The 23153-nt window shown below is 35.8% G+C and carries 22 protein-coding genes; 7 read left to right on the top strand and 15 right to left on the bottom strand.

Annotation, left to right across the window (positions count from 1 at the left end; genetic code table 11):
- Positions 1–35: 35 nt before the first annotated feature.
- From MMF97_RS11655 to MMF97_RS11665, 3 genes are read right to left on the bottom strand one after another with little or no spacing between them, the layout of a single operon-like run.
- On the bottom strand, positions 36–1364 hold the full coding sequence (locus tag MMF97_RS11655) for a dihydrolipoamide acetyltransferase family protein (RefSeq protein WP_243362525.1): 1329 nt from the start codon (positions 1362–1364) through the stop codon (positions 36–38).
- 50 nt (positions 1365–1414) lie between these two features.
- The gene (locus tag MMF97_RS11660) at positions 1415–2662 is read right to left on the bottom strand and encodes a competence/damage-inducible protein A (protein WP_243362527.1); all 1248 of its coding nucleotides are present in this window, start codon (positions 2660–2662) and stop codon (positions 1415–1417) included.
- Between the two features lie 2 nt (positions 2663–2664).
- Positions 2665–5310, bottom strand: coding sequence for a putative LPS assembly protein LptD (locus MMF97_RS11665; protein WP_243362529.1), 2646 nt, complete (start codon positions 5308–5310; stop codon positions 2665–2667).
- Between the two features lie 125 nt (positions 5311–5435).
- On the opposite strand from MMF97_RS11665, the gene MMF97_RS11670 reads away from it, so the two are divergent.
- From MMF97_RS11670 to MMF97_RS11680, 3 genes are read left to right on the top strand one after another with little or no spacing between them, the layout of a single operon-like run.
- Positions 5436–6314 (top strand): N-acetylmuramoyl-L-alanine amidase family protein, encoded by an 879-nt coding sequence (locus MMF97_RS11670; RefSeq protein WP_243362531.1) that lies wholly within the window; start codon positions 5436–5438, stop codon positions 6312–6314.
- Positions 6315–6352: 38 nt separating this feature from the next.
- Complete coding sequence (locus MMF97_RS11675; protein ID WP_243362533.1) at positions 6353–7126, top strand: N-acetylmuramoyl-L-alanine amidase family protein; 774 nt, start codon at positions 6353–6355, stop codon at positions 7124–7126.
- A gap of 16 nt (positions 7127–7142) precedes the next feature.
- A complete protein-coding gene (locus MMF97_RS11680; protein WP_243362536.1) occupies positions 7143–8096 on the top strand; it encodes an MlaD family protein in 954 nt (317 codons plus the stop codon).
- Positions 8097–8341: 245 nt separating this feature from the next.
- On the opposite strand, the gene MMF97_RS11685 is transcribed toward MMF97_RS11680, so the two are convergent.
- From MMF97_RS11685 to MMF97_RS11700, 4 genes are all read right to left on the bottom strand, one after another.
- Positions 8342–9253: a ribonuclease Z gene (locus tag MMF97_RS11685; RefSeq protein WP_243362537.1), complete on the bottom strand. Its 912-nt coding sequence runs from the start codon at positions 9251–9253 to the stop codon at positions 8342–8344.
- A 3-nt stretch (positions 9254–9256) separates the two neighbouring features.
- Entirely contained in the window at positions 9257–9643 is a 387-nt protein-coding gene (locus MMF97_RS11690) for an STAS domain-containing protein (protein ID WP_243362538.1), read from the bottom strand.
- 15 nt (positions 9644–9658) lie between these two features.
- Positions 9659–10612 carry a phosphoribosylaminoimidazolesuccinocarboxamide synthase gene (locus MMF97_RS11695; protein WP_243362539.1) on the bottom strand — a complete coding sequence of 318 codons (954 nt, stop codon included), beginning with the start codon at positions 10610–10612 and terminating at the stop codon, positions 9659–9661.
- A gap of 134 nt (positions 10613–10746) precedes the next feature.
- Positions 10747–11709 carry a PhoH family protein gene (locus MMF97_RS11700; RefSeq protein WP_243362540.1) on the bottom strand — a complete coding sequence of 321 codons (963 nt, stop codon included), beginning with the start codon at positions 11707–11709 and terminating at the stop codon, positions 10747–10749.
- A 104-nt stretch (positions 11710–11813) separates the two neighbouring features.
- Between MMF97_RS11700 and MMF97_RS11705 the strand changes: the two genes are divergently transcribed.
- Genes MMF97_RS11705 through MMF97_RS11720 form a run of 4 tightly spaced genes read left to right on the top strand, consistent with a single transcriptional unit; the run spans position 11814 to position 13613 of the window.
- Positions 11814–12593, top strand: a complete 780-nt coding sequence (locus MMF97_RS11705; RefSeq protein ID WP_243362541.1) for an SAM hydrolase/SAM-dependent halogenase family protein — start codon at positions 11814–11816, stop codon at positions 12591–12593.
- Between the two features lie 17 nt (positions 12594–12610).
- Positions 12611–12895: a putative quinol monooxygenase gene (locus tag MMF97_RS11710; protein ID WP_394801168.1), complete on the top strand. Its 285-nt coding sequence runs from the start codon at positions 12611–12613 to the stop codon at positions 12893–12895.
- A 17-nt stretch (positions 12896–12912) separates the two neighbouring features.
- A complete protein-coding gene (locus tag MMF97_RS11715) occupies positions 12913–13452 on the top strand; it encodes a hypothetical protein (RefSeq protein ID WP_243362543.1) in 540 nt (179 codons plus the stop codon).
- Positions 13449–13613 carry a hypothetical protein gene (locus MMF97_RS11720; RefSeq protein WP_243362544.1) on the top strand — a complete coding sequence of 55 codons (165 nt, stop codon included), beginning with the start codon at positions 13449–13451 and terminating at the stop codon, positions 13611–13613. Before MMF97_RS11715 ends, MMF97_RS11720 begins: the two co-directional genes overlap by 4 nt.
- On the opposite strand, the gene MMF97_RS11725 is transcribed toward MMF97_RS11720, so the two are convergent.
- The 8 genes from MMF97_RS11725 to MMF97_RS11760 form a co-directional block, all read right to left on the bottom strand.
- Positions 13603–14841 carry a DUF1015 domain-containing protein gene (locus tag MMF97_RS11725; RefSeq protein ID WP_243362545.1) on the bottom strand — a complete coding sequence of 413 codons (1239 nt, stop codon included), beginning with the start codon at positions 14839–14841 and terminating at the stop codon, positions 13603–13605. The two genes, MMF97_RS11720 and MMF97_RS11725, sit on opposite strands and share 11 nt — an antisense overlap.
- 116 nt (positions 14842–14957) lie before the next feature.
- Positions 14958–15908 carry a D-2-hydroxyacid dehydrogenase gene (locus tag MMF97_RS11730; RefSeq protein ID WP_243362548.1) on the bottom strand — a complete coding sequence of 317 codons (951 nt, stop codon included), beginning with the start codon at positions 15906–15908 and terminating at the stop codon, positions 14958–14960.
- Positions 15909–15911: 3 nt separating this feature from the next.
- The gene (gene serC, locus MMF97_RS11735) at positions 15912–16976 is read right to left on the bottom strand and encodes a 3-phosphoserine/phosphohydroxythreonine transaminase (protein WP_243362549.1); all 1065 of its coding nucleotides are present in this window, start codon (positions 16974–16976) and stop codon (positions 15912–15914) included.
- Positions 16977–17024: 48 nt separating this feature from the next.
- Positions 17025–19457, bottom strand: a complete 2433-nt coding sequence (locus MMF97_RS11740; protein ID WP_243362551.1) for a TonB-dependent receptor — start codon at positions 19455–19457, stop codon at positions 17025–17027.
- Positions 19458–19462: 5 nt separating this feature from the next.
- A complete protein-coding gene (gene rpe, locus MMF97_RS11745; RefSeq protein WP_243362553.1) occupies positions 19463–20134 on the bottom strand; it encodes a ribulose-phosphate 3-epimerase in 672 nt (223 codons plus the stop codon).
- A 1-nt stretch (position 20135) separates the two neighbouring features.
- The gene (locus MMF97_RS11750) at positions 20136–20621 is read right to left on the bottom strand and encodes a DUF6036 family nucleotidyltransferase (RefSeq protein WP_243362554.1); all 486 of its coding nucleotides are present in this window, start codon (positions 20619–20621) and stop codon (positions 20136–20138) included.
- Positions 20621–20800, bottom strand: a complete 180-nt coding sequence (locus MMF97_RS11755; protein WP_243362556.1) for a hypothetical protein — start codon at positions 20798–20800, stop codon at positions 20621–20623. Before MMF97_RS11755 ends, MMF97_RS11750 begins: the two co-directional genes overlap by 1 nt.
- Before the next feature lie 111 nt (positions 20801–20911).
- On the bottom strand, positions 20912–23071 hold the full coding sequence (locus MMF97_RS11760) for a polyribonucleotide nucleotidyltransferase (RefSeq protein ID WP_243362558.1): 2160 nt from the start codon (positions 23069–23071) through the stop codon (positions 20912–20914).
- Positions 23072–23153: the final 82 nt, after the last annotated feature.

The raw sequence follows: 23153 nt of genomic DNA on the forward strand, positions 1-23153 counted from the left end.
CATAAGGACAGCTTTTAATCAGGTATTATATTTTTTTAGTTGATTTCTCTGTTAATATCCCAGTTCTCTAAATAATCGGCAACTCTACGTAAGAAAGATCCACCTAAAGAACCATCAACAACTCTATGATCATAAGATAAAGACAAGAACATCATGTGTCTTACTGCAATTACATCACCATATTCTGTTTCTAATACAGCGGGTTTCTTTTTAATGGAACCAACAGCCATAATAGCTACCTGTGGTTGATTAATGATTGGAGTACCCATTACGTTACCAAAAGAACCTACATTAGTCAAGGTAAAAGTACCACCCTGTGTTTCATCCGGTTTTAATTTAGAGGCTCTTGATCTGCTAGCCAAATCGTTAACAGCTTTTGTTAAGCCTAATAAATTTAACTGGTCTGCATTTTTGATTACAGGTACGATAAGGTTTCCACTTGGTAAAGCTGCAGCCATACCTATATTGATATCTTTTTTCTTAATGATCTGTGTACCATTTACAGATACGTTGATCATCGGGAAATCTTTAATGGCTTTTGCTACAGCCTCAATAAATATAGGTGTGAAAGTTATTTTCTCGTTTTCGCGTTGTTCAAAAGTTTTCTTCACTTTATTGCGCCATAAAACCATATTGGTTACATCGGCCTCAACAAAAGAAGTTACATGTGGAGAAGTTTGTTTACTCATTACCATATGATCGGCAATCAGTTTACGCATCCTGTCCATTTCTATGATCTCATCTCCTCCGCTTACACTCACTGTTGCAGGAGTAGCTTTAGGAGCTTCAGCTTGTTTAGAAACGGCTTGCTGAGCCGGAGCTGCCTGAGGAGCAGATCCTCCGTTTTTAGATTTAATATAATTTAAAAGATCATCTTTGGTTAATCTACCTTCGGCACCACTACCTTTGATCTGATCTAATTCTGCAACACTTATATTTTCCTGGCTGGCTATATTTTTAACCAGAGGTGAATAAAAACGTTCTGAACTTTTAAAGTCTTGTACAACCGGAGCTGCTGTTGTCTGGATCTGGTCCACTCCTGGTATATCTTCTGTTTTTACAGGTTCACTTTCAGCATTAACAGGTATTTGGGTAGATTGCTCTTCCTGGTTACTACCGTTACCCTCAATTTCTATAATCGCTATAACAGCGCCTACCTGTACTACATCATCAGCATTAAAAAGCTGTTTAACCAACTTTCCTTCAACCGGAGATGGAACTTCTGAATCAACTTTGTCTGTAGCAATTTCTAATACAGTATCATCTAATTTAATAAGGTCACCAGGTTGTTTGGTCCATTTGATAATGGTTGCTTCTGCAACACTCTCTCCCATTTTTGGTAACAATAATTCGTATTGAGCCATATTGATTAAAGAAAATTTGTTTTGGCAAAATTACATTTTTTAATGATATTTTATGGTAATTCTTGCTTTAAGAACATAAATAATAAGGTTAAAGCGGCTGTAGCTGCTCTTTCTATATTTTGTTGTCGTTTATTACTGAACAGATAATGTTTGGCTTTTACCTGGTTTTTATTGGCTACTGCAATCCACACAGTACCTACAGGTTTATCTGGGGTTCCTCCGTCGGGTCCGGCTATACCACTTACAGCAATGGCATAATCCGTATTAAAATGTTTAACTGCTCCGCCGGCCATTTCACTAACAGTTTGCTCACTTACAGCGCCATAATTAGCTAAGGTTTGTTCGTTTACTCCCAGTACCGATTGTTTTAAGGCATTAGAATAGGTTACTCCTCCTCCGGCATATACGGCTGAAGAACCCGGATGTTGGGTAATGAGATGTGCAATATATCCACCTGTACAACTTTCGGCAGTGCTTAATGTTAAGCCGTGCTGCTCCATTAAATTCAGAATAGCTTTTTCTAAGGTAATATCTTCGGTAGCGACCACATAAGGCTTTACTCTTTCAACAATCAGATTGGCAAAATGCTCAACTTCCTTTTCTAAGGCTTCTTTCTGATAGCCATAGGCACTTAATCTTAATCTAACTTGTGCCAGTTTAGGTAAATAAGCCAGTTTGATGTAATCAGGGAGACTTTCTTCAATATCAGAAATCTGTTCGGCAAGAAAAGATTCGCCTAAGCCTGCGGTTAAAATAACCTTGTGCACAATGCTTTGCATATTAAAGCGATCCAGTAGTTTGGGAATAACCTCTTCTTCCATGATATGCATCATTTCAAAAGGGACACCCGGCATAGAAATGATGATTTTATCATTATTTTCAAACCACATGGCTGGTGCGGTACCGTATTTATTAAATACTACCGTACAGCCGTCAGGAACATCGGCTTGCTTACAGTTAACCTCTAACATTGGACGGTTAAGTTTAGCAAAGAAGTCTTCTACATGTTTTAGCGTGGCTTCATGCCTGATCAGCTTCATGTTAAAGTATTGTGCCAATGTAAATTTAGTCACATCATCCTTTGTAGGTCCTAATCCCCCCGTTATCAGTATAATATCGGCTCTGCTTTGTGCTTCATCCAGCGCCTGTGCAATATGTTTTGCTTCATCTGAGATAGAAGTGATTTGTTTAACAGCAATGCCAACTTTATTTAGTTGAGCAGCCATCCATGCTGAATTGGTATCAACGATTTGCCCAATCAGTATCTCGTCACCAATAGTTATAATTTCTGCGGTCATTTTTAATAAGTAGTATAATAACCTTTACGCTTACTCAATTTCAGATCCTGCAAAATAGATGCTTTAACACGTATATCAATAGAATAACTCTGATATATACCAAAAGGAACCCAATTGGCACTCAAATCCCAGCAATGTAAATCCCTATAAATAGCAAATGAAGTTTGTGAAAGGTTATTGGCTTTAAAATCGTAACCTGATCTGAATTGTACTTTCCATTTAGACGTTAAATTGAAATCACCACTAAAGTTAACCGTATTGGTTATACTTCTTGATGCCGCCATACTTAAAGGGTTATTGTAGTTGAAATTATAAGAAAAATTAATGTTCCATGGAATATTAAAATCAACAAAGGCATTCGGGTCACGGCTAATGGCTGCTAATTGTTCTGCCTGTTCTGCAGTTCTGTTATTAGATACATCATTGCGGAGATTATCTACATTTTTCTGATGGCTTTTAATGGCTTCAGGATTTAAGCTGTAATCGAATGAAAGGTTTAAACTTACCAAACGCGGAAATTTACCCTCTGTCCAGGTGTATTTATCTACTTCCTGATAAGAATAAGTGGTTACCTGATTGGCTCCTGTTCCGGTAGTGTATGCTACCTGCTCAACCAGATAAGGACTGAAAGTACCACCAAAATTGATTCCCAGTTTATCTGTAAACTGGGATCTTCCACCAAAATTAATTGGGGCTAATTTCTTTTGCGGTTGTACAAAATTATAAGAACTTGATAAAGACAAGCCTTGTAAGATCTGTATTTTACGTTCTCCGTTTCCAGTAGTGTCTTTGCTTGACCTTACTTTCAATTCAACGTTGTTATCTAAAGAGAAACCTATACTGGCTTGTTTTCCCTGCGATGGCCCCCCATAAATTCCCTGTTCAAAAGTAGAATACTTAAGGATATTTCCATTAGCATCTCTTACATATTCATTGGTAGGCACCAGTTTACCGGGACGTAAGTCATTTATATAATATTGTTGATCTCTGTAAACTGTATTTTTAATACTGGCAAAATCAGGTTTATAGGTAAAGCTTATAGAAGGAGTCATAACGTGTCTTATAGCTTTGATGCCTCCTAAGTTTTTAAAATCTTTACGGCCATATAATTTAGTGGTCATCCCCATACTTAAATTATATTCTCCTGCACGTTTAAAACCATCTAAAGTATCTGTTACCACAATATCAGAAGGTACATTTCTGATATATTTCTTTTCAATAGTTTGCATATACCAGCGTTCTGTATAGTTCACACTGCTGTTAAAATTCAGGTACTGAAACAAATTAAAGGGTAAACTGATTGGAATTGTATGCTGAAAGCCGTTTTTAAATCGCTTTAAACCATCTTGTGTAAATAGCAAATCTTCTTTGGTACTTACAGTATTACTGGCTTGAAAACCGTAACCTACCGTTAATTTTTGGTACCATTTCTTTTCCCCTACGCTTTTTTTAGAATCAAAAGGGCTAATGGTAGCCATGTTTAAATTCACATCAGGTAATGTTAAACTAATAGTTTTACTTTGCGTTTCCTGCGAATGTCTTAATGCAGAAGTGAAATTGAATAAACCATCGCCAAAAACTTTACCATAAGATATACTTGAACTCATGGTATTACGTAACATGGCATTGGCATCATAAGTGCCATTTGCTGCTGTAACAGAATAATAACTACTTGTACCTGCATTTACAGAAGCACTAAAAGTAGTTCCGGGTCTTGCATTGGGGTTTTGACTGTGAGACCAGGTTACATTAAAATTCTTTTGTGGCTTGTACTGGGGTGTACCTTCCAAACCATTCCGTGTACTTGAATAAGCAAAATTCAGGTTGCCGTTATACTTATAACGTTTGGTATAATTACTGGTAAGATTAAGATCATATGAACCGTTAGTAAAAATGTTACCCATTATTCGTGCATCCATATAATCGTTAAATGCAAAATAATAACCTCCATTTGTTAAAGAAAAACCACGGGTTGCATCTTCTCCAGGCGTAGGCAATATAAAACCCGATGCTTTTTTATTGGGCTTTGGAAAAAAAGCAAAAGGTAAGCCTAAGGGCATGGGAATACCTTCAAATTCCATATAAACTGGTCCGGTAAGAATATGATTTTCTGTGGCAATACCTTTGGTAATATGAATGCCGTAATGAGGCTCTGGTAAGTTACAGGTGCTGTATGTGGTACCTGCTACGTGAAACTCATGATCGGGTTGCATTTTGGTTTTACCCCCAGAGAAATATCCACCTTCCTGTTCTTTATATACACTATATACAATACCCTCTTTAGTTTGGGTATTATAAATTAATGAATCAGCAATTGCAGCTCCTTCCTCTCCCATTTTAAAAATCGGTCGGCCAACATATTTACCTTTCTCACTTTTAACGCCGCTGGCAAAAATGATCTTATTTTTAGAATCGAATCTGATAAAATCGGCATCTAATTCAAAACCCTCATAAACCACACGTGCGCCACCATACAGGTATGAAATCTCTTTCTCCATATCTGTATTGATTGAATCTTTTGCGTAATATTCTAATTTTGAATCGAGAGAACTTTTCTTTAGAACTTTAGTGTTTTTAGTGGTATCTGTTTTATTAGGTTTTGCCTGTCCCGGAATTTGTTGAAATTTAAAATTAGATAAAGCAAACACTTCATTATCAGTTATTAAAACTGATATAAGTAGTATGAATGTAAAAATGGTACCCGCAGAAAGTTTCAAATTAGTTTATGAATGTTTATTTTGCAATAATCTTTATGCTAAAACGTTCAAAATTAATGAAAAATATACCATTGATGAATCTAAAAACATTATTGTACACAATTATTTTATCCACAAGTTTTTTTTTAATTGAAAATCAATCGTTTGCGCAAGGGTATAAAATTAAAACTATTGTAATTGATGCCGGACATGGTGGTAAAGATGGCAGTACAAGAGGTTTATACTCAACAGAAAAAGATGTAGCTCTGAAAACAGCTTTACGTTTAGGTAAGCTTATTGAAGAAAATCTTACGGGTGTAAAAGTTATTTATACCAGAACCGAAGATGTTTTTATTCCTCTATATGAGAGAATCGCTTTAGCAAATACGATGAAGGCAGATTTATTCATTTCTATCCACTGTAATGATATGCCGGTGGTATCTACAAGGTATATTGATGGTTATACCAAAACCAAGAAAGGCAAAAGAGTACCTATTTACAAAACACGCTATGCTAAAAGTACTTCTACAAGAGGAACTGAGACCTTTGTTTCGGGTACTGGCCGTTTAAGTGAGCAGGACGATGTAATCAAGAGAGAGAATGCTGCCATGTTCTTGGAAGATAACTACAAGGAAAATTATGAAGGCTTTAACAGCGACGATCCTGAAAGTGCTATTATTCTTTCACTAATGAAAAATACCTTCAGAACTCAAAGTTTAAAACTGGCTAAGTTTGTGCAGGATGAATATGTAAACGTAGGCCGCATTAACAGAGGAGTACAGGAAAAAAGTTTAGCTGTTTTAGCAAGAGCCGGGATGCCTGCTATTTTAACTGAAATAGGTTTTATCAGTAACCCAGATGAAGAAAATTACATGAATTCTGAAGCCGGGCAAATTGAAATTACAAACTGCCTGTTAAAAGCAATAAAAGCATATCAGCAAAGTGTGGAAATTTAAAGGTTTTATTTTTATTTTTGCTGTTTTAACACGAACAAATGAAATTTCTTAAGATATTCTTTACGCTATCACTTTTATTCTTAATTAAGCCGTTTAGCTCTTGCGCGCAAACTTATAAAATCAAAACTATTGTAATTGATGCTGGGCACGGTGGTGTTAAACCAGGTGCAAGAGGAAAATATTCATGGGAAAAAGATGTAGCTTTAAAAGTAGCCTTAAAATTAGGTGCCAGGTTAGAAAAAGAATTGCCTCATGTAAAAGTTATTCAAACGCGTAAAACAGATGTAGATGTTGACTGGTATAAAAGAGCTGAAATTGCTAATGATGCCAAAGCGGATATATTTATCTCTATACACTGTAACTCTATGCCTAAAGGTAATCATACTACCAAGGGTACCGAAACATTTGTGGGTGCGTACAGACGTATCAACGAAATGGATGCAGGTTTAAGGGAAAATGAAGAAATTATTAAAGACAAGAATTACAAAAAGAAGGAAACCAGCGAACCTACAGAACCGGAAGAGCAAATTTTACTATCTTTGTACAAGTCTTTATACCGTGCCAAGAGTATTACTTTAGCTGGTTTAATTCAAAAAAATTATACCGACGTAAACAAAAGAGTAAACAGAGGTGTTAAAGAACAAGGCTTATTGATATTACAACGTGCTGCTATGCCGTCTGTTTTGACCGAAATCGGTTTTATATCCAACCCTGAAGAAGAAGATTATATCAACTCTCCAGAAGGTCAGGAAGAAATCGTAACGGCCATTACAAATGCCATTTTACAGTATAAAAAATTAGTTGAAATTTAAGTAAACAGCAAACTAAGTGAAAATTAAAAACGAAACTAAAGTAGGTATATTGGCTGCGTTAGCAATTACTCTGCTTATTATTGGTTATAATTTCTTAAAGGGTAATAGCATCTTTACCAAAGAAACTAAACTTTATGCTACCTATCCGCAGGTTGATGGTTTAACCGTTTCTAAACCTGTTCTGATTAATGGCTTTCAAATAGGAAGAGTTGCCGCTTTAGAACTGCAGGGCGATGGTTCGATTAAAGCTACTTTGAGCATTCAGAGCCAGTACGAAATACCTAAGAACTCTGTTGCACGTTTAGAAAGTACGGATCTTTTAGGAGGTAAAGCGATTATGCTTACCTTAGGTAACGATAAGAATATAGCTCAGGATGGCGATGCGCTACAAACCAATGTGCAAAAAGGCTTGATGGAAAGCATGCAACCTGTACAGAAAAAAGCAGAACTGATCATTGCTAAAATGGACTCAATCCTAAGCAGCGTAAATACAATTCTTAATCCTAACTTCCAGAAAAATATTGATAAAAGTTTTACCAGCATTGCTTCTACTTTAGGTTCTTTAGAGGCCACTTCTAAAAAAGTAGATAATCTGGTAGGTTCTGAAAGTTCTAAGTTATCGGCTATTTTATCGAATGTAGAAGCGATTACTGCTAACTTTAAAAACAATGGTCAGAAAATTGATGCTATTTTAGCAAACATTAACAACGTTACCGATAAGTTTGCTGCCTTGAATTTCCAGCAGACCGTAACCAATGCCAATAAAGCAGTTGCTGATCTGCAAACAATGATCAATGACATAAAAGGTGGAAAAGGTACATTGGGCGCATTGTTAAATGATAAACAGATGTACGATAATCTAAATAACGCTTCTAAAAATCTGGATGCCTTAATGATTGATCTAAAAGCCAATCCTAAGCGTTATGTTCACTTCTCTGTTTTTGGAGGAGGAAATAAAAAAGACAACTAATCAACACTAACGTTGAAATAATTTATAAAATAATGCCTCCATATAGGAGGCATTATTTTTTATGTTCATATTTTAAAAATGGTGTTATACAATATAAAAAACTGAAATATAATATATTCTTTACCACCTAAGAGATGCTGAGATAGAAAAGAGTGGGAGTTTGTGATCCTTAGGTTTTCTTAGATATGTTAGATGGTTAAAAAATTGAATGGCCTAGCCTAATGTTAGGTTTTAGTTAATTTAGATTAAAGCTGATAAATAGCACCTTCTTTAGCCAACTCAGTATTTTCAAATATACTTGCTGCTTCATCTAATAAAGGTTGTAATACTTTGTACCTCGAAGAAAAATGGCCTATAATCAATTTTCCAACTTCATTGATTTTGGCTACTTCACCTGCCTGTAATGCTGTGGTATGATGCGTTGAAAGCGCTCTTTCTAAAAGTTCATGTAAAAAAGTACATTCATGATACAATGTATCACAATGTTTTATGCTATTGAAATACTTTGTATCAAACATAGTATCTGAGCAATAAGCGTAACTACGTGGGCGAGGTGAATCTATCGTATAATCTTCATTTTTTATTATTCTTCCATCAGGTAGGATTACTTCTTTATTTCGCTTAATAAGATGGTAATATTCCTTTCCTATATGATCTGCTTCAAGCTTCTCTATGATCAGTTTTCGTAAACGTTTTACCTGCGAAAATTTAAAGCCTGTACAAGGTATGCGATGGTTCAGAATGATAGTTTCTACTTCTATATCCTGGTTTTTAAGAATAACTTCTGGTTTATCGGTATGGGTAAAATGGTACTGTATGGGGAAATTCAATAACGTTTCCGAATATTTGAATTGTATATCCAGGATTTCTTTGAGTGGCTCAGGGCAATAGATATGGATTGTTCTCTTTCTGCCGCCTAAGTGCATACTTGAAAGTAATCCTATTAAGCCAAAGAAATGATCGCCATGTAAATGACTGATAAAGATATGGTCTATTTTAGCTGCCTTAAGATTATATTTAATCAGTTGCTGCTGCGTACCTTCTCCACAATCAATTAAATAAAAACTATCATTACAATTAAGCAGTTGTGCACTTTGATTACGGTTATAAACAGGTGTAGCTGAGCTGCTACCCAAAATAGTCAACTCAAACTTCATCCCTTAACCTTTATCTACACTTCCTCTTAATTCTTTCTCAATTTCTTCCATAAATATCAGGTCTGTAGCTTCGTCAAGTTTATTTACAAAAGTTACTGACTGATGAATGTTAGACATTTTTATAATTTGCGCTAAATTCTTGCTTACGCCACAAACTACAAAAACACCGTCAGCACTTTTACATAACCTATCTCCTACCAATAAGCAGCTCAAATCTTGTGAATCATTGCATTCTGTAACTTCTGAAAGATCAAGCACAATGTTTCTAAAACCTTCTGTATTTAATAGGATAAATTCAGATTTTAATGCTGGTGTGTTATCGTTAGTGAATTTGTTCTCATCTAACTTTATAACTACATATTTTTCGTGTTTATCTGTTGAAAATTTCATCTTTAAATCTCTTAATTAAGCCTGTATAAGTTTATTAATTTCAGCAGTTGTACGTTCTTCAATTCTTGCCAGCAAATTTTCAGAATTATCTTTTACAAACTGCTCTCCTGTTATCTGTTCATACAATTCAATATATCTGTCGGATATTGAACCTATGATCTCTTCTGTCATTTGCGGAACTATCTGCCCATCTTTACCCTGAAAATTGTTTTCAATTAACCATTTACGCACAAATTCTTTGGATAATTGCTTTTGGGCCTCTCCGTTTTGTTGTCTTGCTTGGTAACCTTCTGCATAAAAATATCTTGACGAATCTGGCGTATGGATTTCATCAATCAAATAAATCACATCTTCTGCTTTACCAAACTCGTATTTGGTGTCTACTAAAATTAACCCACGTTGGGCAGCCATTTCGGTACCACGTTGGTAAAGGGCTTTCGTATAATTTTCTAATTGAATATAGTCTTCTTCGCTTACAATACCTTTAGCCAATATATCTGCTCTCGAAATATCTTCATCATGCCCTACTGCTGCTTTTGTTGTAGGCGTAATGATGGGTTCAGGGAGTTTATCATTCTCTTTAAGCCCTTCTGGTAAGGATACACCGCATATTGTTCTTTTACCTAAGCTATACTCACGCCAAGCATGACCTGCCAAATATCCTCTGATCACCATTTCTACCTTAAAAGGGTCACATATACGACCTATGGTAACCATTTCATCGGGCGTTGCTAAAACCCAGTTAGGTACAATATCTTTGGTAGCTGCTAAAAATTTTGCAGCTATCTGATTCAAAACTTGTCCTTTATAGGGAATGGCTTCTGGTAATACTACATCAAACGCAGAGATTCTGTCTGTTACCACCATTGCTAAAAACTGATTATCAATGGTATAAACATCTCTTACCTTGCCTTTATAAAAATTGCTCTGTTTAGGAAAATTAAAATGGGTTTCTTTAACTGCTTTCATGAGGCTATAAAAATAGTAAAAAAGTACGTAAAGTCCGAAGCCGGAGGTTTTAAGTTTAGTTTCAGAAAACAAAAAATCCGAAATTAATTGGCTTAACCTCTTAATTTCGGATGTATAAACTTTAAGATTTTAGGTTATTGAATATCGCCGTAAGCTTTTAAGATTTGTTTAACCAGTTTATGCCTTACTACGTCTTCTCCATTTAAGTAAATGATATCTATTCCTTTGATATCGGCCAGAATGCGAAGTGCATTATGTAAACCCGATTGTGTTTTCTTAGGTAAATCTACCTGCGTAACATCTCCGGTTACAATAAATTTTGCAGTCGGTCCCATACGGGTTAAAAACATTTTCAACTGCATATCAGTTGAGTTTTGCGCTTCGTCTAAAATCACAAAGCAATTATCTAAAGTACGGCCTCTCATAAAAGCAAGTGGAGCTACTTCTATAGTGCGATTCTCCAGATAAATCTTCAGTTTTTCAGGAGGGATCATATCATCCAGCGCATCATATAAGGGACGCAGATAAGGATCAACTTTTTCTTTAAGGTCGCCGGGTAAAAAACCCAGGTTCTCTCCTGCTTCTACCGCCGGACGTGTTAAAATGATACGTTTGATTTCTTTATTTTTAAGTGCTCTTACGGCAAGGGCTACCGCAGTATAGGTTTTTCCTGTACCTGCAGGACCAATGGCAAATAAAATATCATTCTTGCCAATGCTCTCTACCATTTTACGTTGGTTGGCAGTTCTGGCTTTAACCATTAGACCATGGTTACCGTAAACGATTACTTCACCTCCGCCTCCATTGCTTTTTACAGCTCCGTCTGCAGCAGGAACTTCACTTGCCTTAGCGCCTAAAATACCATGAATATCATGAGGTGTAAGCGTTCTGTATTTTTCTAAATGTTCTACTAAAAGTTGAATTTTCTGTTCAAAATTCTTGAGTTCTTCTGAATCGCCAAGAGCTTTAACTTCATTACCACGAGCCACGATTTTTAATTTAGGGAAAGCGGCTTTCATCATCTCATAGTGCTCATTATTGGCTCCCCAAAACTGAATTTGGTCGGCTGTATCGATGGTAAGCTTAATTTCGTTCAAAATATTGTATTTTTATTTAAATGGGTATTAAATTCAATTTAAAAGTTGAATATTTGTAGGCAAATTGCCTGTACACAAGAATAAGAAATAATATTTAATTTTTAATGGCTATAATCACATTAACAACAGATTTGGGTACGAAAGATTTTTATCAGGCTGCGCTAAAAGGCAGCATTTTAAGCAATCTACCTACTGTTAATATTATAGACATTACACACGAAGTACCTTCGTTCAATATCTCCTACGCGGCTTTCGTTTTAAAAAACTCTTATACCTACTTTCCCAAGAACACAGTGCATCTGATTGGCATTGATTCTGTTTTTAATGAAAACACCAAATACATTGCTTTAAAGTATAAAGGGCATTATTTTGTAGGAGCTGATAATGGCATTTTTTCTTTATTATTTAATGAAGCGCCTGACGAGATCGTAGAGCTTAATATCATGCAGGATCTTAAGTTTCTCCATTTTCCGCTTGTAGATATTTTGGTTAAAGGTGCCGTGCATCTGGCTAAAGGCGGTAGTCTAACAGAGATAGGTATTCCTGCTTCTGATGTAGAACAGAAAATGCTCTTACACCCTGTAATTGAAAAGGATATTATAAGAGGTAGCGTTATTTTTGTGGATACGTTCAGCAACGTAATTACCAATATTACCAAAGATCTGTTTACCAAGGTTCAGAAAAACCGTGATTTTACGCTTTATTTCAGAAAAAACGAAACCATTACCCAATTAAGCTGGCATTATAACGAAGTACCTGAAGGTGAAAAGCTTTGTTTGTTCGGAATCAGTAATCACCTGGAAATTGCCATTAATAAAGGTAAAGCCAGCGGTTTATTAGGCCTGCACCTTAATGATATTGTAAGAGTAGAGTTTCATTCTTAATTTTCATACTTACCCATATGCTTACGAGAGTTGTAAAAATGCATTTTAATCAAATGTACATTGCCGATTTTAAACAGTCTTTTGTTTTATTAAAACCTCAAATTGAAGCCTTTAAGGGTTGTACAGAAGTAAATCTTTTTCAAGACAAGGCCAATCCAGCGATATTCTTTACCATCAGTAAATGGGAAAATGAAGAACACTTAGAAAACTATAGACATTCAGCATTGTTTAAAGAAACATGGGCGGTAGTAAAACCAAATTTTGTACAAAGAGCCGAAGCCTGGAGTTTATCTTTACTTTAGTTTTAGAACTTAATGAAATGAAAAGACCTATACTATTCTTGCTTTTTTTTGTTTTCTCAGCTAAAATTGCTTTAGCGCAAGACACTTCTGCCTATAACATACAAAGAGCTAAAATCAACAGTATGTTAGCAGAACGAAGTGCAAAGTTTAGTCAATATGACGAAAGTTTAAAAGCCAGAACAGGTATATTTGGTTTGCAGACCAAACAGGATATCAGAAATTCAAACGAAATACTGAGAACTGTTGTGATGAACGATAACAATATTTTTCAGGAGCTGAAAGTATTGCTCGAATATAAAGATATACAGTTTAAGCAGGCACAAACAGATGCCGATTTCAATACACAGCGTATTATTAATTTTAAGACCACTATCCGCGATCTTCAATTAAAAAATGACGAGCTTTTAAACTATAACAATAAGATTAGTAAAAACTCCGACTATAAAACCTTAACAATTGTGCTAGCTGTAATTATCATTATTATCTTGCTCTTATTATTGCGAAAAGCTAAACTGAATGCCAAAAAATCTAATATCAGCAGTATACAAGTAAAATGAAAAAAATAGCCTTCGGTATGCTAAATCAATTGAACAAGCTGTTATTGCCCAGTTTATTCAAAAAAGATCCTAATCGGTTAAAAGGCTATGAAAAAGCTATTTTAGGTTTCAGGTACTGGGTACTTATCAATTACCTTAAGGCAAAAGAGATCAATGCCTAAAATAATTGGTCAACAATCCCACTAAGAATTTAGGCTCTATAAAAGTAGATTTAGGCGGCATAACCAGTCCTGCATCGGCAACATCAATAACCTGTTGCGCCGTTATAGGGGGTAAACTAAACAAAACGGCTTGTATGCCATTATCTACTTGTTTGATCAGGTGTTCAATATCTGCTCTACCACCTTCAAAAGTTAAGCGGGCATCAGTTCTTGGATCATTAATCTTTAGTATAGGTGCAAGTATCAATTCCTGCAGAATGCTAACGTCTAATGAATTAACCGGATCATTAATGATAAATTCGGGCTTCACTTTTAATTTGTACCAGCCAGAAGGCAAATACATATTCATTTCATGCAATTGTTGAGGTTGGCTATAATTTCTCAGCTTTTCAATTGAAAAATGTTTAGTTATTTGATGGATGAACTCTTTTTCTGTTAAATCTGCCAAATCTCTTACCAAGCGATAAAAAGGTAGTATTTTTACTTCTTCCGTATCCATATAAACGGTAGAGAAATAGTTGTAATCAGCCGTTTTACTTTCACCATTGATTATGCGCTTCTGTCTGCACATTTTAGCCATTGATGCTGCTCTATGGTGTCCATCTGCAATATAAACCTGGTCTATGTCTGCAAAAGTTTTAATAAACAATGCTACATCTGCATTGTCTGTTACTACCCATATTTTATGAATAGAAAGATCATTAAAAGTAAAATCGATATCAGGAGATTTCAATAAGTAATTGTTGATCAGATTATTGATAACCTGATTTTTAGGATAGGTGATCAGAACCGGGTTTGCATCTAAATTACTTTGTTGTATGTATTCTGCTAAAGCTTTTTCCCTACGCTCAACGGTATTTTCATGCTTTTTGATATTTCCCTTAAAATATTCTTCAATATCGGTTAATGTCCATATACCTGTTTGTTTAATCCCGTTATGTTCTACCTGATAAATATAAATGGCCGGTTTTTCTTCAAATATTAATGTGCCATTATCAATAAACTGTTCTAAGTTTTCAGTAATCTTTTTATAAACCAGTTCTGTTCTCGATCCCCGTAAATAAAGATGGTCTAATTCGGGACTAATAAGGTGCAAAAAGTTATGCTCGTTTTCAGACAAAATAAGCTTTGCCTGTCCTGTGCTGTAATCATCCAGCGGACGGGTAACTACTCTTGTTAAAAGAGTTTGTGATGGTTTTAAAGCCTTAAAAGCTTTGATTACCGGCATTTTTTATATTGGTTAGATTTTTCTAAGATAATATCCTTTATGCTTGCTTGCAATATATTCTTATAAAAAAACCTCCGGTATGTTCCGAAGGTTTTTAAAAATCATCTATTTAAATCTTATCCTTTAAAATGATTAATGATCAGATTTGCCAGCTCTTCACCAATGCGCTCTTGTGCCTCGTTGGTAGAAGCACCTATATGCGGTGTTAAAGAGATTTTAGGATGGCTTAAAATAGCTTTATCAGGTGTAGGTTCATTTTCAAATACATCCAAACCAGCAAAGGCTACTTTTCCGCTATCCAATGCTTCGATTAAAGCTTTTTCGTCAACAGTACCGCCACGAGAACAGTTTACAATGCCTACCCCTTTTTTCATTTGGTTAAAAGCATCTCTATCTAATATTGGCTTATCTGCAAATGGAGTATGCAACGAAATAAAATCGCTGTTTTTGATCACTTCTTCAAGCGATACGGTTTGTACCGGAATATCAACCTTGATGCCCTGAGTTAAATTCAACGTAATTTTTCCATTAAACGGGTATAGATCATAAGCCAAAACATTCATTCCCAAGCCTAAAGCTATGGTAGCTGTTTCACGCCCTATACGACCAAAACCGATAATACCTAAAGTTTTACCTCTCAGCTCAGTGCCTTTGGCATAAGCTTTTTTCAGCGCATTAAAATTTGTATCACCTTCAACCGGCATTTTGCGGTTAGAATCCTGTAAAAAGCGAACTCCGGTAAACAAATGAGAAAATACCAGTTCTGCTACAGAAAGAGAGGAGGCTGCAGGTGTGTTTACCACCGCAATACCTTTACTACGTGCATATTCTACATCGATATTATCCATACCTACACCGCCCCTGCCTATTAGTTTGATATTAGGACAGGCATCAATCAGTTCTTTTCTGATCTTTGTAGCACTGCGTACAGTTATACCATCATAATTTTTTAAAGCTTCAGCAAGCTGATCCTGAGCAATAGTTTCGGTATCTACCGTAAATCCGGCTTGTTCTAAAAGTTGTTTCCCAATTGGGTCAATGCCATCATTGGCGAGTATCCTGATCATAAATTATTTATATTTTTCTTCGAAACTTTGCATTAATTCAACTAAAGCATGTACGCTTGTAATTGGCAGGGCATTGTACATAGAAGCTCTGAAACCGCCTACGCTTCTGTGTCCTTTTAATCCTTCAAATCCATTTTCATCTGCATATTTTAAAAACGGTTTTTCCAAATCAGGATTTTCCATTACAAAACAAACATTCATTCTAGAGCGGTCTTCTACAGCGCAGGTTCCTTTAAAAAGAGAATTTCTGTCTATTTCTGTATAAAGCGCTCTGGCTTTGGCTATGTTGTCTTTTTCCATCTCTGCTACCCCACCTTTAGATTTTAACCATCTAAGGTTTAGCATGGCAGTATAAATAGAAAATACCGGCGGAGTATTGTACATAGAACCTCCTTCAATATGTAATCTGTAATCTAACATAGAAGGAATAGACCTGCCTGTTTTACCTAAAATTTCGTCTTTTACAATAACGATGGTCAATCCTGCAGGACCAATGTTTTTCTGGGCTCCTGCATAAATTAAATCGTATTTTGAAACATCTATTGTACGGCTCATGATATCTGACGACATATCGCAAACCACAGGAACATTCACAGCTGGTAAATCAAATAATTCTGTTCCATAAATGGTATTATTTGATGTATAATGGAAATAAGCACTATCGGCAGGAACTTCAAAGTTTTTTGGAATAAAAGAATAGTTAGAATCTTTTGATGAGGCCACTACATTGGCCGTACCAAAATTTTTCACTTCCTTAATTGCTTTATTTGCCCAAACCCCTGTATCTAGATAAGCAGCACTTTTACCTTCCGGCAATAAATTCATCGGAACCATAGCAAATTGCATACTTGCACCACCTTGTAGTAATAAAACCGAATATCCTGAAGGAACATTCAATAATTCTTTAACCAAGGATACCGTTTCACTTACTACGGCCTCAAACTCAGGCGTACGATGGGAAATTTCCAGAATAGATAAACCATCTTTAAAATCTAAAACTGCCTGCGAAGCTTGTTTAAATACTTCTTGTGGTAAAATACATGGACCAGCACCAAAATTATGTCTCATTTTTATTGAATTTTTATGCTGTAAATGTAAGTTTTTTGTATCTAAATCCTATTGATTTTTAAACTTTAAAATCAATTTTAAGTTAAGTTGACGACCGGTTAAATAATTAGGAATAGCAAATTGATTGTTGTCTACATCCTTAAGCCACAAATAAGACACAGTATTATTGATATTGAGCAGGTTAAATACTTCTGCGTACAGGGTAAATGAACTAAAATATCTATCTAATGCTTTAGGTTTGTGAGTAGCATTTTTATCTAAAAAGTCTTTAGAAAAACCGATATCTACCCTTCTATATGCAGGGATATAATAATTGTCTGAGTAGGCTTTGTCCTGAGGTGAACCTATAGGTAAACGCGAACCGTACAGAGCATTAATATGGACCTTATAAGTAGGGCTTCGTAACAGGCGATCCTGAAAAAACACCGAGAAATTTACCCTTTGATCTGTAGGACGTTTTAAATAACCCGGATATACCGTAATCATTTGTCCATTTGCATCTTTCCTTTCATATGAATCTCCAATAATATCCTGATCAGCTTTCATGAGCGACAGGCGGAAATAAGACACCAAATCTTTTACAAATTCACCTCCCACACTAAAATCTACACCATATGTACGGCCTTTAGCTACATCATAAGGCAAATATTTAATACGGATATTATCTATGGCATAAGGTATCATGCGGTCTGCATATTTATAATAAGCCTCTGATGTTAAAGTTAGTTTTGTACCCAGACCATAAAAGCCATAGTCATATGCTACGGAGAAATTATAAGACCGTTGTGCTTTTTGTTTTAAATTGAGTTCGCCATCCAGAGTTCTGATACTTCTGTAACTCGGTACCTGCTGATAAATACCTGCCGTAAAACGCCAGAATTTATTTTCTGCAGGTTTATGACCTATTAATAACCTCGGACTGAATAAGAGTTCGCCGCTTAAAGAATTGTAATTTAAGCGTGTACCCAATTGCACATCTGTTTTATCATTTAATTCGTAAATATCTTGTATATAGCCATTAAAAGTGTGTGTTGTAAGTTTATTTTCGGTAAAAACCGTGTTGGGAACATACAGTTTGTTGCCGTTGTTTGGTAAAATGTAACCTGCTGAATCTATATAATGATACTCGTTCAGATCATCTTTATACGTACCTTGTTCAAATCGTGCACCAACAGATAAGTCATGTTTCTTAAATTGTTTCTCAAATTTTAATTCAGTACTTGCTAAACGTGAATTAAGACTGTTACGGGCGTAATTGTAATATCCCCCTATTCCCCTGTTTACCTTAACGGTACCAAAATCGCTGCTCAAATTGTTATCAATTTCATCAAAAATATAAGCACCGTCTATGTCAAATCGTTCTCTTTCTATGGTTTCGAAATAACTGTTGATCCATTTTAAGCTGGCGTTTTTATTTATTGCATAAACAGCTGTAACAGCACCACCAAATAGGTTATAATTGTCTATTTCCTGGCCTTCATAATCAATTTTAAGCCTTAATGGAGTTTCTAATGTACCAAATACGGTTTCTCTGCTCTGTGGCACCAGTTTAAATCTGCCTGAATTGAAATTGAGCAGTGTGTTGATGCTTAGTTTTGAAGAAATATTTTGCTGCCATAATAACTGAGCATCATGGAATTCAGGTCTATAACTTCCCTTTTCATCCTGTGTATTTAATATGTTGCTGTTATCTTTAAAACGATAACCGAATAATAAGAAACCCTTCTGATAAGAACGTTTAAGCGTAGCCGATGCGCCCAATAAACCTGCTGTAATGATCACCTGATTGCTATCGGGTTTATCATAATGAATATCTAAAACCGATGAAAGCTTATCTCCGTATTTAGCACTGAAACCACCTGCAGAAAAATGTGCCCGGCTTACAAAATCTGGATTAATGAGAGATAAACCTTCTTGCTGTCCGTTCCTTACCAATACGGGACGATTAATTTCTATATCATTAATGTAGATGAGGTTCTCGTCAAAATTTCCTCCTCGTACACTATATTGCGAGCTCAGTTCATTATTGGTAGATACGCCTGGTAAAGTTTTAAGAATAGCCTCGAAATTGCCACTAACAGAAGGTAAAGATGGAATTTCATTAACCGAAACAGCAGTACTGTTAGATAGCCTATTTTGCTTATTCTGTATTTTTACTTCATCTAATTCCTTTACATCAGGTTTTAATACTACATCTCGTTTAATTAAAGCTCCTTTATGCTCAACAAACTTGATCTGCTCTGTTTTATACCCTGTAATGCTATACTTTAAGGTAAATGACGACAAACGGGAAGAAATTTCATATTTGCCATTTGCATCTGTAAAAGTTTTGCCTGCAAGACCTACCAAGCTTACCGATACCTTTTCTAAAGGCTTATGTTGCTCATCATAAACCACGCCGCTGACCTTTATTAAGTTTTGCGCATTTACATGTAACGTAAACGCTGTAAATAGGGTAAGTATCAGTAGCCTGCTAAGCATTCGTATTAAGCAGATTGAGTATTTGTATCAACGTTTTTCAAATCCGCTATCATTTGCGAAGGATTTTCTGCTGCAAAGACTGCGTTTCCGGCTACAAAAGCATTTGCTCCTGCCTTGATCAAAGCTTCGATATTTTGCATACCTACACCTCCATCTACTTCTATGATTAAGTTTGGATTATCCAATAAAGCCATTTCCTTAAGTTCGGCCACTTTATTTAAAGTTTGAGGTATAAACTTTTGTCCGCCAAAACCCGGGTTAACCGACATAATTAATACCAAATCTAATTCTGACAAAATATCTTTCAGTAAAAAAACTGGTGTATGTGGATTTAAAGCTACTCCGGCCTTACATCCTACCGATTTAATTAATTGTATCGAGCGGTGTAAATGTGTACAGGCCTCATAATGTACAGTAATAATATCAGCACCCGATTTGGCAAATTCAGGTATGTATCTATCCGGATCTACAATCATTAAATGTACATCAAAAGGCTTTTTAGCATGTTTCTTAGCTGCACTGATTACCGGGAAACCAAAAGATATATTGGGTACGAATACACCGTCCATTACGTCTACATGGAACCAGTCTGCTTCAGAAGCATTGATCATTTCTACATCACGTTGTAAATTGGCAAAATCTGCCGAAAGTATAGATGGGGCAATTAGGTGTTTCATTTTATCTTGTATTCGTATCTCTTAATTTTTTAATGTTTTCTAATTCAATCACATCAATTTGATCTTTTGGCCTGTTTGATGCTTTTTTTGCTTCGATAAGCTGATTAATATGAAGAAAAGGTACTTCTACATCATAAATGGAAGCTATTGAGGCCATTTGTAGAGAATTTTCAAATCCATATTCTTCAAGCCCCTTTACAGATGTCATCATATCTAACCTCATACCACTTGTTAGATTAAAATCTGTCCATCCCGGCACAAAAGTCATACTTTCTATAGAAGGAAAATCCCCTACTGCACATTCTTTAAGAGCTTTTCTTAAATTTTTACGATTATCTGGACTATCTTCTATCCACATATCTATATCTGCCGTTGTACGTAAGAAACCATGTAGATTAGTTGCTACTCCACCTACCATAATAAATCTTACGTTATTTTTATTAAACGACCGCCAGATAGTTAAGATCTCATCATCAAAAACATCCATTATGATTTGTTTTTATGAACAATCTTTGCAGACTTTAACATTAAGCCCATTTTCATTAGTTTGGTCATCATATGAAAACGTTCAGTATAGGTACTGTTTAAGGCATTGAGCCTTAAATCTTCTTCTGCCTTGCCATAATCAGGCATGGGTTCTTCTACCTTGCTCTTCTTGGTTTTCATAATGCAAGTTACGAAATCATTTAGCAACATAGAAAATTTGTAAGTAGCAGATACAAAAAATCCCGGATTTATAGTTAAACCCGGGATTTTATTAAGATTAGAAATATCTAATTAACCTTGCGGAGCCGCAGGCGCATTATCTTGTTTCGCTTCTGGCTTTGGTGGACGAGGCAACAAAACTTTACGTGAAAGTTTCAATTTACCTTGCTTGTCTATATCCAATAACTTCACTTCTACAATATCTCCTTCTTTAAACACACCGTCCATTGTTTCAAGACGTTTCCAGTCAATTTCAGAAATATGTAATAAACCATCTTTACCCGGCATAATTTCTACAAAAGCACCAAATGGCATAATAGATTTTACTTTACCCGTATAGATTTCACCTACTTCAGGTTTAGAAGCAATAGCTTTGATACGTGCTACAGCAGCATCAATAGCAGCTTTATTATCAGCAAATACTTCAACAATACCTTTGTTATCTACTTCTTCAATAGAAATAGTGGCACCGGTTTCGCGTTGCATTTCTTGGATAATTTTACCTCCAGGGCCAATTACTGCACCAATAAATTCTTTATCGATAGTTAATGAAACAATACGAGGTGCATGTGGTTTGTAATCAGCAGCAGGCTCAGCGATTGTTTTCTTCATCTCGTTTAAGATGTGTAAACGACCATCTTTAGCTTGCAACAAAGCTTTAGTTAAAACTTCGTAAGACAAACCATTGATTTTTAAGTCCATTTGACAAGCAACGATACCATTTTCAGTACCTGTTACTTTAAAGTCCATGTCTCCCAAGTGATCCTCATCACCTAAAATATCAGAAAGGATTTGATATTTACCAGTTTTCTCATCAGTAATTAAACCCATTGCAATACCTGACACTGGAGCTTTAATTTTAATACCAGCATCCATTAATGCTAAAGTACCAGCACAAACCGTAGCCATTGATGAAGAACCGTTAGATTCTAAAATATCAGATACGATACGGATAGTGTAAGGATTTTCAGCTCCTTCCGGCAATACTTTTTTCAACGAACGTTGCGCTAAAGCACCGTGACCAATCTCTCTACGTCCAGCACCTCTGTTTGGTCTAACCTCACCAGTTGAGAAACCAGGGAAGTTATAGTGCAATAAGAATTTGTTATAACCATTGATGAAAGCACCATCAATCATTTGCTCATCATCTTTGCTACCTAAAGTAACCGATGTTAATGATTGAGTTTCGCCACGTGTAAATATCGCCGAACCGTGAGCAGCAGGCAAATAACCTACTTCACTCCAAATTGGACGAATTTGCGTAGTTGCACGACCGTCTAAACGGATACCCTCATCTAACAATAAAGCACGAACAGCATCATACTGTACATCATGGTAATAGTGTTTAGCCAATGCTTTTGTCAAATCTTCAGTTTCTTCTGGCATAGCCTCTAAAAACTCGGTAATTAAAGCGGTAAAAGCTTCAGAACGCTCTTCTTTAGTAGAACCTGATTTTGCAATTGCATAAACTTTATCATAAGTATCAGCATAAACTTTAGCTTTCAACTCATCATCATGATCTTCGTGGCTATAAGTACGCTTAACGGTTTTACCTGTTGCTTCGGTCAATTCAACCTGAACAGCACATTGCACTTTAATTGCCTCGTGAGCAAATTTCAATGCCTCAACCATTTCTTCTTCTTGAATTTCGTTAGCCTCACCCTCTACCATCACGATATCATTGGCAGAACCAGCAACCATAAACTCTAAAGTTGCACGCTCTAAATCGCTAGCGTAAGGGTTAATTACTAACTTACCATCAATTTTTGCTACACGCACTTCAGATATTGGACCATTAAAAGGAATATCTGAAACCGCTAATGCTGCCGATGCCGCTAAACCAGCTAAACAGTCGGGCATGATATTTTTATCAGCAGAAATTAATGAAATCATCACTTGTGTATCAGAGTGATAATCTGAAGGGAACAACGGACGTAAAGCTCTATCTACCAAACGAGAGATTAAAACCTCGTAATCAGATAATCTTGCCTCACGACGTAAGAAACCTCCTGGAATACGGCCGGTAGCCGCGTATTTTTCTTGATAATCTACCGATAAAGGTAAAAAATCGGTACCTGGTTTAGCACCTACAGTTGATACTACTGTTGCTAACAACATTGTATCGCCCATTTTAACTACTACAGAACCATCAGCTTGTTTTGCTAATTTACCTGTTTCAATTTCTACAATTCTTCCATCGCCTAAGTCAAACGATTTTTTTATAACATTCATCTAAAAAAAATTATGGTGTGTTTCCTCTTTTTGCACACCGGTTTATGTAACATTTATTTGTTTTGCAAAGCAAAAAAGCCAT

This window comes from Pedobacter montanisoli (assembly GCF_022809115.1).
GTDB lineage: Bacteria > Bacteroidota > Bacteroidia > Sphingobacteriales > Sphingobacteriaceae > Pedobacter > Pedobacter montanisoli.

Coding starts and splice junctions, on each gene's coding strand:
- MMF97_RS11655 (WP_243362525.1), bottom strand. CDS start 1,364: ATGGCTCAATACGAATTATTGTTACCAAAAATGGGAGAGAGTGTTGCA.
- MMF97_RS11660 (WP_243362527.1), bottom strand. CDS start 2,662: ATGACCGCAGAAATTATAACTATTGGTGACGAGATACTGATTGGGCAA.
- MMF97_RS11670 (WP_243362531.1), top strand. CDS start 5,436: ATGAAAAATATACCATTGATGAATCTAAAAACATTATTGTACACAATT.
- MMF97_RS11675 (WP_243362533.1), top strand. CDS start 6,353: ATGAAATTTCTTAAGATATTCTTTACGCTATCACTTTTATTCTTAATT.
- MMF97_RS11685 (WP_243362537.1), bottom strand. CDS start 9,253: ATGAAGTTTGAGTTGACTATTTTGGGTAGCAGCTCAGCTACACCTGTT.
- MMF97_RS11690 (WP_243362538.1), bottom strand. CDS start 9,643: ATGAAATTTTCAACAGATAAACACGAAAAATATGTAGTTATAAAGTTA.
- MMF97_RS11695 (WP_243362539.1), bottom strand. CDS start 10,612: ATGAAAGCAGTTAAAGAAACCCATTTTAATTTTCCTAAACAGAGCAAT.
- MMF97_RS11705 (WP_243362541.1), top strand. CDS start 11,814: ATGGCTATAATCACATTAACAACAGATTTGGGTACGAAAGATTTTTAT.
- MMF97_RS11710 (WP_394801168.1), top strand. CDS start 12,611: ATGCTTACGAGAGTTGTAAAAATGCATTTTAATCAAATGTACATTGCC.
- MMF97_RS11715 (WP_243362543.1), top strand. CDS start 12,913: ATGAAAAGACCTATACTATTCTTGCTTTTTTTTGTTTTCTCAGCTAAA.
- MMF97_RS11720 (WP_243362544.1), top strand. CDS start 13,449: ATGAAAAAAATAGCCTTCGGTATGCTAAATCAATTGAACAAGCTGTTA.
- MMF97_RS11725 (WP_243362545.1), bottom strand. CDS start 14,841: ATGCCGGTAATCAAAGCTTTTAAGGCTTTAAAACCATCACAAACTCTT.
- MMF97_RS11730 (WP_243362548.1), bottom strand. CDS start 15,908: ATGATCAGGATACTCGCCAATGATGGCATTGACCCAATTGGGAAACAA.
- serC (WP_243362549.1), bottom strand. CDS start 16,976: ATGAGACATAATTTTGGTGCTGGTCCATGTATTTTACCACAAGAAGTA.
- MMF97_RS11740 (WP_243362551.1), bottom strand. CDS start 19,457: ATGCTTAGCAGGCTACTGATACTTACCCTATTTACAGCGTTTACGTTA.
- rpe (WP_243362553.1), bottom strand. CDS start 20,134: ATGAAACACCTAATTGCCCCATCTATACTTTCGGCAGATTTTGCCAAT.
- MMF97_RS11750 (WP_243362554.1), bottom strand. CDS start 20,621: ATGGATGTTTTTGATGATGAGATCTTAACTATCTGGCGGTCGTTTAAT.
- MMF97_RS11755 (WP_243362556.1), bottom strand. CDS start 20,800: ATGAAAACCAAGAAGAGCAAGGTAGAAGAACCCATGCCTGATTATGGC.
- MMF97_RS11760 (WP_243362558.1), bottom strand. CDS start 23,071: ATGAATGTTATAAAAAAATCGTTTGACTTAGGCGATGGAAGAATTGTA.